This window comes from Vibrio sp. CB1-14 (assembly GCF_040412085.2).
In the GTDB taxonomy this organism is placed as follows: Bacteria; Pseudomonadota; Gammaproteobacteria; order Enterobacterales; family Vibrionaceae; genus Vibrio; species Vibrio chaetopteri.
Window position 1 is genome coordinate 366,790 of sequence record NZ_CP115921.1, and the last position, 15,776, is coordinate 382,565.

Here is a 15,776-nt window from a genome sequence, read left to right on the forward strand (position 1 = left end):
TTGTGATTAAAAATACCCAGGCGTAAACTCGGAACAATTATTCACCAATGGGTAGCTAACATGTTTAAAATGTTCATAGAACGGCCTAAGTTTGCAATTGTTATTGCGCTTTTAATCTCTCTTATTGGAGCTATCGCTGCCGCCAACTCCCCAATAGGAAGGTACCCCGATGTTGCGCCGGTGACCGTAGAAGTCACCACGTTTATGGACGGTGCTAGTGCTGATGTTATGGCGAAATCTGTCGCTCCTGAAATTGAAAAACAGGTAAATGGAGTCGCTGGAATGGAGTATATGAAGTCCACCAGCGGTGCAGACGGCACCTATACACTGGAAGTCGTTTTTGAAAGTGGTACTGATTCAGACAAAGCCGTTAACTTGGTACAAAATCGCATCAATCTTGCCCTTCCGGAGCTACCCGGCGATGTGATGCGAAATGGCGTTAAAGTGGAGAAGCTCTCTAATGGCTTAATGCTCGGCATCTCAATTACTGACCCGTCTGGCGACGCATCGGCTATCGAGATCAGCGCGTTTGCAGGCGGCCCGCTAAAAGAGAGAATTCAGCGTATCAACGGCGTGTCAAAAGTCGATGTACTTGGTGAAAAGAAATACTCGATTCGTGTTTGGCTCAACCCGAACAAAATGAAGCATTACTCGATCAATGTCGATGAAATCAATAATGCTATCGCCACCCAAAATAAGATTGCCTCCGCAGGCAGCGTGGTCAACGATAAGTTTGAATTCCCAATTACCGTCGAGGGTGGCTTATCCTCCCCGGAAGAGTTCGGCAACATCGTCGTTCGCTCAGACGAGCTGGGAAAAACCATCTTCTTAAGAGACATCGCAGAAATCGAGCTAGGCAGCGAAATCTATACCGCCAATGCTTATGGTGAAAACGCTAACGGTGCAGTGCTGTTCATCTACAAGACTCCAGAAGCCAACGCAATGGATGTAGCCTCCGGCATTAAATCCCTTCTACAACAGCCTAGCGATTACCAAATCAAAACCGTCTACGATGCTACCACCTTTATTGATGGCGCCATTTATAGCGTTGTAGAAACCTTAGTCCTCGCGGTTGCCATTGTTTCCTTGGTCACGCTCCTTTTTATGCAAAATTTTCGATTGACCTTGATTACAGTAACAGCGATTCCAGTTTCTCTTATTGGCACGTTTGCGGTCATGAGCGGACTTGGTATTCAAATCAACATCATCTCCATGTTTGGTCTGGTGATGGCGATTGGTATTGTTGTGGATGCCGCTATTATCGTTATTGAAAACGCCGAACACCAACTCCACGAACATCCAGAGATGACGGTTAAGCAGGCAATATCTAAAGCATTAGATATCACCTTCTCTCCGATTGTCGCTTCTATGCTCGTGTTGCTCGCCGTTTTTACTCCTTCACTATTTATTCCAGGCATGGCCGGCACTATCTATTCTGAGTTTGGCATCGTCCTATGTGCCTCTGTGGTAGTTTCAACCTTAGTGGCGCTGACATTGACTCCCGCGCTTTGTGCACTGTTTATGAAGCCGCCGAAGAAAAATGCCATCGCAAAGTCCGTTGAATGGGTTATTACACAGAAAATCCGAGCGTTTACCGGTCTAGCATGGACCGCAACTCGCTTACCAATACTGACCATCGCGCTGCTAGTTGGTGGCCTCTATCTATCGGTAGAGCGAGGCGCGAGCTTACCAACCGGTCTCCTACCAGAAGAAGATACTAGCGCTATCTTTGTGGTTGGAAGCTTCCCACAAGGCACGGCATTGACACAAACCGACCAATATCTAGCCAATCTGACCAAGCAGCTCAATGCGCTACCTGGCGTTTCCACCAGTGTTGAGGCATCTGGATTTAATCTGTTAACTGGAACGGCAGAAATGAGCAGTTTCATGATGTTAGTGTCGCTTGATGATATGCAAAGCCGAACGGCTACAGACGTCGCTATCACAGACCAAGTGAATGCCGTTTTAGCTGAAAATACCGAGATCCAAGCCTTTGCTTTTAAACCACCTGTCATTCCTGAGCTAGGTATGGTCGATGGCGTAAACTTCGTTTTGCTTGCACCGGAATTAACACCCAGTGAACTTTACAAGCTCACAATGGACTTTAACACACGCTTAATGGAAGATAAGCGAATTGGCCTAGCGATGGCTCAGTTCGAAGTGACAAAACCTTCCATGAAACTCAATATCAAGCGTGACGACTTGCTAAAATATGGTGTTACGTTCTCGGATGTGGTCGAAGGCATGCAAACCCACTTTGGCGGTATGTACATCAACACATTCAATATGGGTGGACGAAACTACAAGGTGATGGTGCAAAATGACCCCAATTATCGATTGGACCCGAAGGCACTGAAACAAACAGGGCTGTCTAAACCAAATGGCAAACGTATCACCTACGACAAGCTCTTCGATGTAGAACAAATCAAAGTCCCTAATTTCATTACTCGTTATAACGCTGAGCAAGGGGTATTCATCGACGTCATTCCAACCGTCGCTACGGGTCAAGCTATCCAGGCGATACAAGAGCTTGCTGAAGAGTTTGGTTATCGTGTTGAGTTCACCGGCGCAGCAAAAGAAGAAGTCAATGCGGGCAATACGGTTGCCCTAGTCATGGGGCTTGCTCTGCTAGTCACCTTCTTAGTGTTAGTCGCGCAGTATGAGTCTTGGCTGATCCCTCTCGCGATTATGTTGACCGTTCCAACAGCGGTTATCGGTATCGTTGAAGGCGTGATTCATATTGGTGGCAACATCAACATTCTTACCCAGCTATCGGCCATCTTGCTGATAGGTATGACGGTTCGAAACGCGATTCTTATTGTCGAGTTCGCTAAAACGCTGCGCGATGACGGTGAACTAACGATTAAGCAAGCGGCGGTTCAAGCACTCCGCTTGCGTGCTCGCGCAGTGTTTATGACCGCGTTCTCGTTCGGGGTTGGATTGATACCCTTAATGCTGGCGAACGCTGTCGGCTCTGGCGGCCAAAAAGCTCTTGGTTGGGCGTCATTTGGTGGCATAGTCACCGCTACTTTTATTGGGTGTATTATGGCAAGTGTATTTTTTGTGGTAATTCAACAAACTCGAGAACTTTTCAAACCTGCTACCACAGCCCAAGTATAAACACCCCAAAGACTTGCCACTGTCTAAATTAGGTGGCAAGTCGACCTCATTCCAACCTTACCGGGCTCGGACTTTCCTAAATGATGATAAAGAGAATCCCGTCACAAGCATCGTGCCACTAATAACCAATATCGTTCCGACTACAGTGTTTATGCCGATAGGTTCTCCCAAAAACAAATTGCCCCATAGTATTCCAAACATCGGAATTAGAAAGGTGACCGACAACGCGGAAGACGGCCCAATATCGGTAACCAAACGAAAATAGAGCAAATATGCCGCCCCAGTACAGACAACGCCCAGCAATACTACCGCTAGCCAGACCTCTTGAGTCGGCGACTCTCTCATCGGTACAAAAGGTATCAACGGCAACACGATCAAACAGGCTGCCCACATGCTGCCATGCGCATTATTAAATGCCGGTACGGAAGGCGCATTCTTTGCGTAATTGGTCGCAATGCCATAACAACACGCAGCCATCACCCCTGCAATAATCGGTAACGTCGCCTCTTCACCTATCCGTACCGCATCCCAACCAACTAACACAGCAACACCAATAATACCTATCAATAATCCAAGCGCCCCACGCTTTGTTAGCGGTGTTTTGGTCCAGAAAACACCTATCACCGCCCCCCAAATGGCAGCGGTTGAATTGAGAATCGACAATGTGGAGGCATTCAACGTTTGCGCGGCATAAGCAAACAATAGAAATGGCAGCGCAGTATTGAACAGTCCAATGATAAAAAAGTGTCGAGTATGCTTGCTGAACTCTAGTTTCTTCTTTAGATAAATACTAACGACCAACAGAGCAATGGCCGCAAAAAATACTCTCGCTTCAATCAGTACCGCTGGCCCCATTACGTTGGCCGCTATGCGCATAAATAAAAAGGAGCCGCCCCATATTGAGGCAAGAAGAATCAACCTTAGAAAACTCGCTAAATCCATCTGTCTATCTTTGTATCAATAATTTTCCCTTACTTTGCGCCATGGATATTGAAACCACAACTCCCACTTAGGTCTAATCCAGATTGCGATTCCGAAAGTAGCCAGTTTCGCGTAATGCTAAACTGGCTTGCATTAAGTTAGAAATCGGAAGGTGCGATTATTCGTACCTCGCGACTTAGTCCAGGAATACTATTTGGCATTAAGATGTTAAGGCAGCCCGCTTTTTTCTCCGTCGCATTGTCATCGAGCTTTACACCGACTCGATTCATTACGTTATTAGTCAATTCGTTATAGAGGCCTGTCGCTTCAGTGGTGAGCAAGTCGTTGCTCGCGAATCCACTATTACCATGAAAGGAGACATCGCTGAAATAGATGAAAGCAAAAATGAGGAGCAATGAGGAAAGCGGCTTTCACTCCTTAATCACCGCTCAATCGTGAATAGGCCATTCGGTAAAAACACTATGCTTGAGGCTTTTCTAACGAGTTCTCGCTACCTGACGACTTAATATGGCGATTGAAATCTCGATCGGCCAATTCCTGCTCGTCATAAAGATCTTCTAGGACAACCTGATCCATCGCCATCACATCAAAAAACTGCTCTTTACAATAGTCACTCGTCCACTTGGGTAGCATTTCAGAATCATTCGCAATCTCCTTTACATGATCCGCGGCAAAGTGAGCGTAGTGTTCAAACAACTCCTCGTCCTTGCCGTTTGCTACCCACGCCAATTTTTTAAACCACACCGCTGATTGTTCTTCCGATATATGCTCATTCACTTTACAAACCGACATTGCAACTAGTGACTCCGTGTAGTTTTCATAGTGCGGTAACGTGTTATGGACGTGAGCACCACAAGCAAGAGCCAAAGTTGGAATCATTGCTACCAAGCTAAGTACGATTTTTTTCATAACGTTGTCTCCTCTGGTTGAACGCACATTTGGTTCACGTGCCCTTTATGTTCAGCTTCCTGAATCAATTTTTTGCCAAGAGCGACACCTTGTAGATATATTTCATCGTCTTCGCTGAAGGTATAGGCCTCGTGTAATACTTCACTTGATAACCCTTCGATAGTTTCTCGAATCATGGTGGCATTTTTAGTTGAGTATTCGGAGGTCATCGAACCAAGCTCAACGCAGTAGGTATTTACTGTCTCTACAGCGGCAGCGGCCATAACGGCATTGTCGCGGCTAAAGAGCGTGTCATGATCATGTTGTGCTGCATATACTGCTGTTCCTGTCAGGCTCATAGTTATTAATGTGAAAGTGGTCAATCGTCTAAACATAATGTGGTCTCGATAAAAAGCGGTTGGAGCGCGGGCATCGTATGTAATACCCGCTAGTAAGGGTTATTGTTCTTTGGTGTTGTCTTCGCGAGTATCACGATATGGATCTGAAGACGACTTTCTATGGACTGAACGAGGCTCTAGGCCATGGGCTTTACGCATTTCATCCACCATTCTTTGCTTCTCACCCATGCCGCGTTTCATGCTCTCTGGCAACACTTCGGTCGGTACGATCAAATCACGATCCAATGGCCATTCTTTAAGCAGTTCAGGGTGATACCCCTCTGGGTAATACAATGACTCATCGATTTCTAGGTCTCGAATCTCTTGCTCTTGAATATCGGCTCTCGAATTTTTAGGCACTGGTACTCGGAACACTTCGCCGTCGTTTAAGTTGAATTGAGGTGCTCGGTTATTCGGAAAATCTGGAATAATCCCCTCTCGCACCCACGCTTTGTCCGGAGTAATGTTGGCGACGATCATGTCTGGAGCTCCGAAATGGTATGGCCCTTTCCAATGTTCACGAACCTGGGCTACCGTCTCGTTGTTGTAATAAGGGTCAAATTCCATGTGTGTCGTCATGAACAGCCTTGGCTGTACCTGATTTGCAAGCCAACCTGCCGCGTAGCCAGAGGTGTGGTGCGTATCGATGGTGTAGCGCGTCAAGAAGGCAGGCACCCCCTGTACGATAGAAGCAAGCCCTACTAACTCGGTTTGTACTTCGGTGACAAACAAATCACAGCCTTTGCCATATTCAATATCAAGCTCAGTTGGTCGGCCATCGCCTGTCCATACAAAACATAACGATTCTTCTTCATTGATCGTCCAATCCAGCCTGTACGCAGATGCGCCATCTTTAGCGTGTGAACGACGCCAGTGAGACACTTTTACGCCATCAACGTCGTAAATCACACCGCCATCATCTTTGAAGTCGTATTCCACCACCTCTATATCGTTACCAGATGGAAACACATCGAAGGCATCTTGGTGCCACGAAAGCATCTGCAGCATGCCTTCAACCATATGGCGCGTACCATCTTCTGGGTTACGACCAGAAGGACCATAAATCGTCAGCGGCTTTTCCCAGCGACCGTTCCAACCACCAAACTGATACAAGTAAGGTAGTGAGCCAAAATGGTCGACATGTAAGTGAGTGATGAACACCTTATCGAGTTCGTTCAAAGCGACACCGGCGCCAATGTAGTTGGCAATGGACGCTTCACCCAGGTCAAACACAAAATTATCGCCATTGCCAAGCTCTACATAGATTGACGTATTGGCCTGCCCTGGTCGAATCATGGGAGAAGTACCCATGAAGGTCACTCGCATTTCATTGTGCTGAACCTCTTCCGTTCTTGGGAACCAGTTAGCAGCGGTAACCATATGATCCATCGGCTCAATACCGTCAAACATCAGACCTTCTTTCCAAAGCTCTTCTCCCGTTTGAATGTCGGTCTTGAGACCACCTTGTAAGATGGCGTGGATTTCCTCAGGAGAGGAGTAAATCTTACCGCCTTGCTTCATCAGCTCGTCCGTACTGACATTTTGTTCGTAGTTGTAGTGTTTGTAGCCTGAAAAACTGGCTGAGTTTTCTGATTGATAGTGCTCAAACGGATTCTGCGCGAGTACCGCACTCGACATGAGGATCGCGCCAGTCATAACGCTTAATTGGTGAATTTTTCGCATAGTGATCTCTCCACACCCACAATGTAGGGTTGGTGATTAAAAAGTTAGTATTAAGGGGCGAGCACGCTCGCTAGATTTGGTTAAAATAGACGCTATAAGGGCAGTCGAAAACCGACTAGGAACGTATTTTCAGGTAAGAAACGGGCGTCGGTGTGTGAAGTGTGAATGTCGGTTTTAAACTCGGCATAAACAGGCACTTCTTCGTGCTGAACTCGAAGACCAATATTTGAGCTAAAACCAAGATGACCATCTCTGTTCATGCCCTCGATTTCATTGTTCATGACACCTGTCGTCATGCCACCCTCTACAAAAGGGCGAAGCTCAAAACTGTTTGGTAAAGCAACGTTGTAGCCAAGCTCCAAAGCAAAACCGCCACCGGTATAATCGATGCTGCTATCAGTGCCTTTGTAGAGATCGAAGTTAATCCCTAAGTATTGATTAAGCTCCAACCCCACTGTGGCATTGACTGCCGAGTGGTTACCTTCAAGGGCGGTATAACCCAAACCGCCTCTAAACTTTAAGTCAGAATCTGTCGTGTGAGCGTTGGCAGCACCAGTGAAGACCAGCGCGGACAACGCCATAATGGAAATGATACGAATGTTTTTCATAGTTGAATTCTCTTAATCTCTGAACAAGCAATCACCTCCCTGTGCTGTTGAGAATAAGCTTAAGCATTTATGAAAATAATATAAATAAAGCAAAGAACCCAATAAACATAAATTTCATTTATGCACTGATTGGTATGGCTCTCTTACAAAGCAAGCCATCTCACCTAATTGACAGCACCTAACCCTCTGCTAGGATAGAGATATCATCCTTCAGACCAGTTTGTTATGGACTTAAACCTTCTATCCACTTTTAGCGCAGTGTATCGACACCGCTCTATCACTCTAGCAGCAGAAGAGCTTAACCTTACTCAGCCAGCGGTGAGTGCAGCCTTGAAAAGATTAGAAAGTGTAGTGGGAAAGACGTTGTTCGTTCGATCAGGAAGGGGGATCGCACCAACTGGCGCGGCCGTGGCACTGTCCGATAAGATCGAAATGCCGCTCGCGGTACTCGAGACGATAGAAAAGCGACAAGAGATCACTCGAGTCTACTGTAGCGAGAGCCTAATGCATCTGGTTTGTGATTTACCTGGGCTCTCTTTTGTTGAGGCACCGCTTAGTGAAAAACAATTGCTCGCCGATATAGACTCACAAAAGGTTCACCTTGCGATCGATTTCGCCACAAGCACCAGCCAAGCACACGTTGTGGAAGACATTATTGAAGAACCAGCAGTTTGTGTGTGCAGAAAAGATCATCCAGATATCGGTGACTCGCTCTCTTACGAAGACTACTATCGAGCCCAACATATCGCCCTGAAAATTCGTCGTAACAACGCCAATATGATGGATTATTTGTCGCAAAAGCCCAGCCCACCAAGAGTCATCAAAGCAGAAACAGGATCGGTTTCCAGTATGCTTGCTCTCGCAGCCACAACGAATCTACTAGGTGCATCAACGCTGTCGCTCGCCAAACATTTGGCTCCAATGTTAAACCTGAAAATATTCCCGATTCCACTGGAAATACGCAACGTACAGCACCGCATGATCTACCACCGGCGTTTTGTAAACGATGAAGACCACAAGGCGGCACGAGAAATACTGAAATCGGTGATTCAAAACAACCAGTATCAATAGAATTTGACACCATCGCTTTGGCCTAATTGTTAGCTAGGCAAGTGGGGACTTTGGTGAGCAACATACTTGACGATAAGTCATCGATTAAGTAACGGTTAAACAAACATTACTTTGACTACAAACATCTAGAGGCAATACTTTTATGTATTGCCTCTTTGCTATCTGCAATAGAGCTATCTGCTATAGAGCCATCAGGTTTAGAACTTCCAAGATACACCTAAGTCCACACCTACTCCGACATCCGCACCATCGTTAAATTTAACTTCCGGTGTTGCAAATAGATCGACATCTAGGTTTTTTACTGGCTCCCAGCGCAGACCAACAGGGGCATGCACATCAACACGTTCGCTGTTCCAGTTATAACCGACACCACCTTCAACAAACCAGCTGATGTTATGTTCCGCAGAGATTGGCTTTTCTAGAAAAGCGAAACCACCATTCACATAGTTGTCTTTTACACCGACTATCACTTTATCGAACTGAAAGGTCACACCGCGTCTTGTATCTGCACCCAACTCAAACGCTTGTGCGGTTGTTGTAAGTGCCAGAATACCAGTGGTTGGCAATGCTAATTTCGTGATGAATGTGTTTTTCAAAGTCGTTGCCTCAATCAAGCCATCCCAAGCGGTTCAATCCTCGTTTATGAAAGTCGGACACTTATGTCATTTGCTGCGAAAAGTTTTTTACTAACAGCGATGGCCTCTCAATAGTGTCTACGACCAAGTGATGGAGCGTATTGTAGGGCTGGATAATTTTGGTACTTACCATTTAGCGCCATGGCGATAAAAAACGACTCGACGTTAGCCAGGAAGCATAAATATGATTAATGATAAAAACCAATATGGCTGCCTATATCTAAAGTGATTAGGTAGTTATTCTGCTCAGCGAATCCTAAACAAGAGAAAATGATGACGACACTGAACCCTTATGAGCACTTTCATCAAGACAATGCTCACGCGTCGCCAATCTGGATCGGTACACAGATGCGAAATGTTAGACAGGGAGTCGCCGCCGCTAATCGACAGGAGTTGGAATATATAGAACGCGCTTATCAAAGCTGGGAGAATCTTGTCGCGTACGGCATGACACCCTCGATGATCTGCCATCTCGCTGACATAACACCTGCTGATTTGATTCATATTCGCTATCTTGCTACGCGAAAACTAACATTAGAGAATCAAAGCTAGTCACAAATTTGAAAAGGTAGCAGGGTTCAATGCCTGCTACCGCTTCTGCGAACCCTATCTATTCAAGATAAAGGGCGGGTCATGGTAAAAGACAGAACCTCTCGGCCTTATGCCGCCTAGGACTGTTTCTGTATCTGTTCAACTTATTCTTCGTCGATATTTAATGGCGGCAGAAACTAAATTCCAATCTTTTTACAATTATTCCCCAAAGGACAGACAGCACAATTCGGCTTGGGCCTACAAAACTCTTTACCATGTTCCACCATAAGACCATGATAGTAGGCGTAGCGCTTGGTATCTGGAGGAAATACGTGTTGCATTTGAGCCCTGAAGGCTTCATAAGAGCTTGGCACAGCGTGCCCATAACGAGATAAGATTCGCCGAGCATAGGCATCAATGACAAAGGATGGCTTCTTGACGGCATAGGTCAAAATCACATCCGCGGTCTCCCCGCCGACCCCTTTGATAGACAGAAGCTCTGGTCGCAATTGCTCCAGAGAACATTCTCTCACTGATGCAATGTCATAGTGGTATCGACTAAACCACTCTGAAACGGCTTTGATTTTTTGGGATTTCTGATTGTAATAACCGCTTGGCCGTATCTTTTCAGCCAGACTCTCTAATTCCATCGCTGCAATGCATTCTGGCGATAGGTATGGCGCTAGGTTGTCCAACGCCTTCTGGGCATTTTGCCAGTTAGTGTTTTGCACTAAAACTGCACCAAGCATTACCTCATAGGGTTCTTGAGCTTGCCACCAGTCAAACCAACCATAATGTTGCTCCAGCTTTGAGAAAAGCCTACGTATACGAAGCGCTTCATCGGAAGACATCACTGTCACAGACATCACTTTTCGCGAGTGTGAGGCGTAACCGTTTCATCGATGACACCAATAGAATAAAGTACAAACTCTGCCATCGCCCAGAGAATGAATATTCTCACCTTCTGAGATGAGCTCGTTAATAATACCCAAAGCTTCGTCTTTTGGAACATCAATAAGAGTGGGCATTTCAGAGGCAGAAACACCGTACTTCGTAGCTACAAGCAACTCTATTACCCGCTGTTTATTTGTGACCATGGTTTAACGCTCCTTACTCTACATTCCTCACCATCAACAATAGTGCAGAATATGCATTTGGCGAAACTAAACATCACCACACTAGTAGCAAAAGCATTCGTTTTACTCTTCGTTAGTGCAAGTTTCATCTCGCCTTCCCTGCAATCGCGCACCAAGACCCAGCATTCTCAATTCTTGATTGAGACTATCTCAAACCTGGCTATTGGCAAAGTGAACTAGCTGAGTCTAACTTCAATTGGGGCATCAATCTCCCCGCCACATTGAACAAGAGGTGTTTCAAATGACCAAGTTAACCATCGTTGCAAACATTTTGGCAAATGCCGCCCAAGTTGACCTTGTAAAAGCAGAGCTACTCAAACTCATTGATATCACGCGTGCCGAGCAAGGCTGCATCAATTACGACCTACACCAAGACAATGAAAACGCAGCTCATTTTGTATTCTATGAAAACTGGGAGTCACGCGAGCTCTGGCAGATACACATGGGCAACAAACACCTATCGGATTACCTCAAAGCGACAGAGGGGGCAGTAGAGTCCTTCACTATCAACGAGATGACTCACATTGGATAAATCGTGTGGTTTCACATCCCAGCCTTGCCCTTGAGTGACTTGCTCTCGTGTGAGCTATGCCGCGAGGCTGCTAATATTACAGGAACAAATTATGAGCAGAGCTACCCATATCCTCCTAGCACTTGCCAGTGTCTCGCTTCTCAACTCAGCCCTCGCTGCTGATATTGAAGTCGTAGCTGAAATGAATGGAACCCGACCGGGTAACATTACCGTCACCGAACAGGGTCGTACTTTTCTATCTATGCAACCGTTAGACGCTCCGGAGCTTCGCGTTGTCGAGCTACTCCAAGATGGCACAGCAGCGGCGTTTCCTAGTCAAGATTGGTCAGATGGTCCCGAACAAGGTGAGGTCGGCTTTGCGTCTGTGATAGGCATCGATAGCACACCTAATGGCGTTGTTTGGATACTCGATATGGGCAGCGCTACATCTGCCCCCCAAGTCGTAGCATGGGATAGTGTCAGCGACCGTTTATATAAACGTATTGAGATCAGCAAAGACGTCGTCGTCGCTAACTCATTCTTGCAAGATTTTGCTTTGGACACTAAAAGAAACCTAATGTATGTCGCCGACACGACACTGGGCAACTTGGCGGGTGAACCAGCGCCTGCGTTCGTGATTGTCGACCTAGAGACAGGGCAATCACGACGTGTTCTCACGTCAAACCCCGCATTATTAGCGCCGAAACACAATGTTGACATCGACGGAAACCTCATGGCGGCGAAACGCGAAGACGGCACCATTGATGCCCTTTATTTGGGGCTGAACCCTATCACTATCGATAGTGATTTTGAGTGGGTTTATTTTGGTACGGTGAATGGCAGTGTCATTTATCGTATCCCTGCAAAGGCATTGGCCGATAAAACAATGTCGGAGCAGTCACTCGCCTCAACAATAGAGTTCTACAGTGAGAAGCGTCCAAGTGACGGCATGATTATCAGCGCTGGAGGCGATATCTACGTTGGTGATGTTGAAAAGAATGCCATAGGTGTAGTACGCAATGGTCAATATCAAATCTTTGCTCAAGACGACAAGCTCCTTTCTTGGGCTGACGGCTTTTCAATACAAGGGCAATATCTCTATCTCACCCAAAATTCGTTGAATCTCAACCCAGCACTAAACCAAGGCAAAGAAGGCTCATCCAAACCCTACCACGTTCTGCGCATCAAGCTCGATTAAGACCCAGTTTAGTTTACATGACCTAAGTTACTGCAAATCAGGAGAATCGCTATGAAACCGAGTATTGCCATCGGGGTTACCGATCTATCGTTTCACCATGTGGCCGCCTCGTTAGTCACTCATACTTTGAATGACATGGGGTTTGAAGTTACCCGTCATTATGCCCCACACCAAGACAACTTTGCGCAGTTAAAGGCCGGCAAAGTGGACATGCTTTCCTCCGCTTGGTTGCCATCAAGTCACGGCGCATGTAAAGAAGAGGTAGAAACGGTGGTGCCGCTATTAGAACTAGGCCTCCATTACGAGCCATATGCGCTGTGGGGAGTACCTGATTACGTACCTGAGTCGTCAGTTTCACAAGTCAGTGACCTTCTAAAAGACGATGTAATTTCTAAAATGAAGCACGACATTCAAGGCATTAATCCAGGGGCTGGCATCAGTCGTTTTTCTAAAAAAATGCTCGAAGAGTATGGATTGCAAGAGGCTGGCTATCGCTTCCATACGGGCTCTGAAGAGGATTGTTTCGGAACCTACGAGCGAGCCGTGGCAAACAAGGAATGGATAGTCGTGCCACTCTGGAAGCCACAGTTTCTGCACTATAAGTACACGATTAGAGAAATAGCTGACCCTAAGGGCTTGCTCGGCGTAGTGGATCGCGCTGTTCTTTTACTGCGACAAGATAGAGCCGCTCTGTTCACACCTGAGCAATTGGAGGTTCTCGATAAACTCAGGTTTTCAAATGACATCATTGCCGCCCTCGACTATCAAGTGTGCCGAGAGGGAAAGGACCTAGATGAGGTAACACAGGACTGGTTGAATTCACAGTCGTGATTACTCAGCTTTGAACAAATAATGGTATTTAGGCGGTCGCCGATCCCGAGACCGCTGATTATGGCGTGACATTGCCCAAGGGAAGCCAGTTATGAAGAAATATACGATTCAGCCGGGTGAGAATAAGCTTAAAGCTAGCTCAATGACAACTGCAGCGCTCAAAGCCAATGAGGTAAGGATCAAAGTAAGAGCTGTCTCCCTCAATTATCGCGATATTTTAAATCTGCGTTACGCCAATGAAGAGGTTGTCCCGTTCTCAGATGGTTCAGGTGAAGTGGTCGAAATAGGAGACGAGGTCAAAAACCTCAAGGTTGGCGATCGTGTGGTTGGTTTGTTCTTTCCTAATTGGATAGACGGGTCTATCAACCAAGAAATCCAGCAGGTCGCTCGCGGAGGCGGCACCACAGATGGCATGCTAGCTCATGAAACTGTGGGACATGAAGACAGTTTTATCATTTTTCCCGATCACCTTAATTATGAAGAAGCGGCAACGCTGCCCTGTGCCGCACTGACCGCTTGGCATGCCATGTTTGAACATGCGCAGCCATTACAAAAATGCCAGACAGTACTGCTCCAGGGCACTGGCGGTGTGTCAATTTTCGCACTGCAGTTGGCCGCAGCTCATGGGATCAGCACCATTGTCACGTCAAGTTCTAATGAAAAACTAGAGCAGGCTCGGTCGTTGGGCGCGACACACACCATCAACTATCGAGAAACACCTGACTGGGAGCAGGAAGTACATAGCCTCACAGGTGGCAAAGGTGTCGATATGGTACTTGAGGTAGGGGGCGCCGGAACGTTGGAAAAGTCGATGACCGCAGTCAAAGTTGGCGGAGTTATTAGCCTGATTGGCGTGCTGTCAGGGCTGGATGCAAAAGTTAACCCTCTCCCTATCATGGGCAAAAGCCTAAGGGTTTTTGGGATTTATGTGGGTAGCAAAGCCATGCAGACGAACTTGCACAAAGCACTAAGTGCACACAACATCCACCCTATTATAGATACGACCTTTACATTTGAGTCGGCTGTGTTCGCCTACGATTATCAAGCATCGGGTAAACACATGGGTAAAGTGGTAATAAAGGTTACCTGACACCACTCGAAGGGAGAGGTGGGATTACAATTTGTGCAATGCCTTTGAGGTTAATATGCCACGCTCAATGAGGGCGGATAGCGTACTGTGTGTCCGCTGACGAAAGTAATCTCGCAACACCCGCACTGTCGGCGTAATACACTGACGGCTTGGGCATACGAGCCAAAGGTCTGTTCCGGTAGGGGTATAATCAGGCATAAGGTTGACGACTCTATTGTTTAGTAGATCGTCGGCCATGTCTAAACATGACTTGATCGAGAAGCCATGCCCCGAAACGCACCACTTACGCACGAGATCACCATCATTCGACGCCCGATTTCCCGTCAGCTTAACCTTTAGGGCATCATGCTCTTTGCTGAAAACCCACTCATCTTGAATAGTTTCTTGAAGTTGATAGAACAGGCCATTGTGGCGATGCAAGTCTTCAGGATGATTTGGAAGTCCATTCTTCTCAATGTAACTTGGAGCCGCACAAATAACTCTCGGCACATCACAGATTTTAAAACCATACAAGTTAGAATCGTTTGGAGTACCATATCGAAGAGCGACATCCACAGAGTCGCGATAGAAATCAATATTGCTATCACTGATATTGCAGCGCAGCTGAACTCGAGGATGGTCATTTAGAAACTCATCTAACCAAGGCAGCACTACGTTGCGCCCAAGATCCGACGACATGGCGATGCGAACCTCCCCAAATAGAGCATCGGTATCCTCTTTAATACTCAGATGAGCTGAATCGAGCAGCCGCAACGCTTGTTCACATTGTGGTAGGTAACGCTCCCCTGCCGGAGATAGGCGAAGCTGTCGAGTTGAGCGAATAAACAGCTCCGCACCAAGATATTTTTCGACCCTTTTGATGGCTGCACTCGCGGTGGCCATTTGCATATCAAGGCTGTTAGCGGCCGCAGTGATACCACGAAGCTCTGCTACTTTCACTACTACCAGAAGATCGTTCAGGAGCATGGTGCACTTCCATTTAAATTTGTCCTTTCAATATAGTTTCTAACCTAGGTTCTTCAAGAATAGTCGTGATTCTAAAACTGGAAGCTCACCCTAATTCAACACGTTAGTTATCAAAACCAAGAACAACAACACCGGTTAAAAGTCAGTTTGAAAAAGTTTCGAACTTTG

16 protein-coding genes are annotated in these 15,776 nt (G+C 46.5%); 7 read left to right on the forward strand and 9 right to left on the reverse strand.

Annotated features, from left to right (window positions below; all coding sequences use genetic code 11):
• The first annotated feature begins 60 nt into the window (after positions 1-60).
• Complete coding sequence (locus tag PG915_RS17825; RefSeq protein ID WP_353499760.1) at positions 61-3,120, forward strand: efflux RND transporter permease subunit; 3,060 nt, start codon at positions 61-63, stop codon at positions 3,118-3,120.
• A 57-nt stretch (positions 3,121-3,177) separates the two neighbouring features.
• On the opposite strand, the gene PG915_RS17830 is transcribed toward PG915_RS17825, so the two are convergent.
• From PG915_RS17830 to PG915_RS17850, 5 genes are all read right to left on the reverse strand, one after another.
• A complete protein-coding gene (locus PG915_RS17830; protein WP_353499761.1) occupies positions 3,178-4,062 on the reverse strand; it encodes a DMT family transporter in 885 nt (294 codons plus the stop codon).
• 459 nt (positions 4,063-4,521) lie between these two features.
• Complete coding sequence (locus PG915_RS17835; RefSeq protein WP_353499762.1) at positions 4,522-4,971, reverse strand: hypothetical protein; 450 nt, start codon at positions 4,969-4,971, stop codon at positions 4,522-4,524.
• Entirely contained in the window at positions 4,968-5,345 is a 378-nt protein-coding gene (locus PG915_RS17840) for a hypothetical protein (RefSeq protein WP_353499763.1), read from the reverse strand. Before PG915_RS17840 ends, PG915_RS17835 begins: the two co-directional genes overlap by 4 nt.
• 63 nt (positions 5,346-5,408) lie before the next feature.
• Positions 5,409-7,031, reverse strand: a complete 1,623-nt coding sequence (gene gntH / locus PG915_RS17845; RefSeq protein WP_353499764.1) for a guanitoxin biosynthesis MBL fold metallo-hydrolase GntH — start codon at positions 7,029-7,031, stop codon at positions 5,409-5,411.
• Positions 7,032-7,123: 92 nt separating this feature from the next.
• Positions 7,124-7,639, reverse strand: a complete 516-nt coding sequence (locus PG915_RS17850) for an outer membrane beta-barrel protein (protein WP_353499765.1) — start codon at positions 7,637-7,639, stop codon at positions 7,124-7,126.
• A gap of 225 nt (positions 7,640-7,864) precedes the next feature.
• Here PG915_RS17850 and PG915_RS17855 point away from each other — a divergent pair, with 225 nt between their 5' ends.
• The gene (locus PG915_RS17855) at positions 7,865-8,710 is read left to right on the forward strand and encodes a LysR family transcriptional regulator (protein WP_353499766.1); all 846 of its coding nucleotides are present in this window, start codon (positions 7,865-7,867) and stop codon (positions 8,708-8,710) included.
• Between the two features lie 197 nt (positions 8,711-8,907).
• Here the strand turns inward: PG915_RS17855 and PG915_RS17860 are convergent, their stop codons facing one another.
• On the reverse strand, positions 8,908-9,306 hold the full coding sequence (locus tag PG915_RS17860) for a hypothetical protein (RefSeq protein ID WP_353499767.1): 399 nt from the start codon (positions 9,304-9,306) through the stop codon (positions 8,908-8,910).
• Positions 9,307-9,615: 309 nt separating this feature from the next.
• On the opposite strand from PG915_RS17860, the gene PG915_RS17865 reads away from it, so the two are divergent.
• On the forward strand, positions 9,616-9,897 hold the full coding sequence (locus PG915_RS17865; RefSeq protein ID WP_353499768.1) for a hypothetical protein: 282 nt from the start codon (positions 9,616-9,618) through the stop codon (positions 9,895-9,897).
• A gap of 176 nt (positions 9,898-10,073) precedes the next feature.
• Here PG915_RS17865 and PG915_RS17870 read toward each other — a convergent pair whose 3' ends face one another.
• Together PG915_RS17870 and PG915_RS17875 are read right to left on the reverse strand one after the other, a co-directional pair.
• On the reverse strand, positions 10,074-10,727 hold the full coding sequence (locus PG915_RS17870; RefSeq protein WP_420884632.1) for an endonuclease III domain-containing protein: 654 nt from the start codon (positions 10,725-10,727) through the stop codon (positions 10,074-10,076).
• 45 nt (positions 10,728-10,772) lie between these two features.
• Complete coding sequence (locus tag PG915_RS17875) at positions 10,773-10,973, reverse strand: hypothetical protein (RefSeq protein ID WP_353499770.1); 201 nt, start codon at positions 10,971-10,973, stop codon at positions 10,773-10,775.
• A gap of 280 nt (positions 10,974-11,253) precedes the next feature.
• Between PG915_RS17875 and PG915_RS17880 the strand changes: the two genes are divergently transcribed.
• The 4 genes from PG915_RS17880 (at position 11,254) to PG915_RS17895 (ending at position 14,642) form a co-directional block, all read left to right on the forward strand.
• Positions 11,254-11,544 carry a putative quinol monooxygenase gene (locus PG915_RS17880; RefSeq protein WP_353499771.1) on the forward strand — a complete coding sequence of 97 codons (291 nt, stop codon included), beginning with the start codon at positions 11,254-11,256 and terminating at the stop codon, positions 11,542-11,544.
• 91 nt (positions 11,545-11,635) lie between these two features.
• Positions 11,636-12,721: an L-dopachrome tautomerase-related protein gene (locus tag PG915_RS17885; protein ID WP_353499772.1), complete on the forward strand. Its 1,086-nt coding sequence runs from the start codon at positions 11,636-11,638 to the stop codon at positions 12,719-12,721.
• 51 nt (positions 12,722-12,772) lie between these two features.
• Complete coding sequence (locus PG915_RS17890; RefSeq protein WP_353499773.1) at positions 12,773-13,552, forward strand: glycine betaine ABC transporter substrate-binding protein; 780 nt, start codon at positions 12,773-12,775, stop codon at positions 13,550-13,552.
• A 91-nt stretch (positions 13,553-13,643) separates the two neighbouring features.
• Complete coding sequence (locus tag PG915_RS17895; protein WP_353499774.1) at positions 13,644-14,642, forward strand: zinc-dependent alcohol dehydrogenase family protein; 999 nt, start codon at positions 13,644-13,646, stop codon at positions 14,640-14,642.
• Positions 14,643-14,666: 24 nt separating this feature from the next.
• Here the strand turns inward: PG915_RS17895 and PG915_RS17900 are convergent, their stop codons facing one another.
• A complete protein-coding gene (locus tag PG915_RS17900; RefSeq protein ID WP_353499775.1) occupies positions 14,667-15,608 on the reverse strand; it encodes a LysR family transcriptional regulator in 942 nt (313 codons plus the stop codon).
• Positions 15,609-15,776 lie beyond the last annotated feature (168 nt).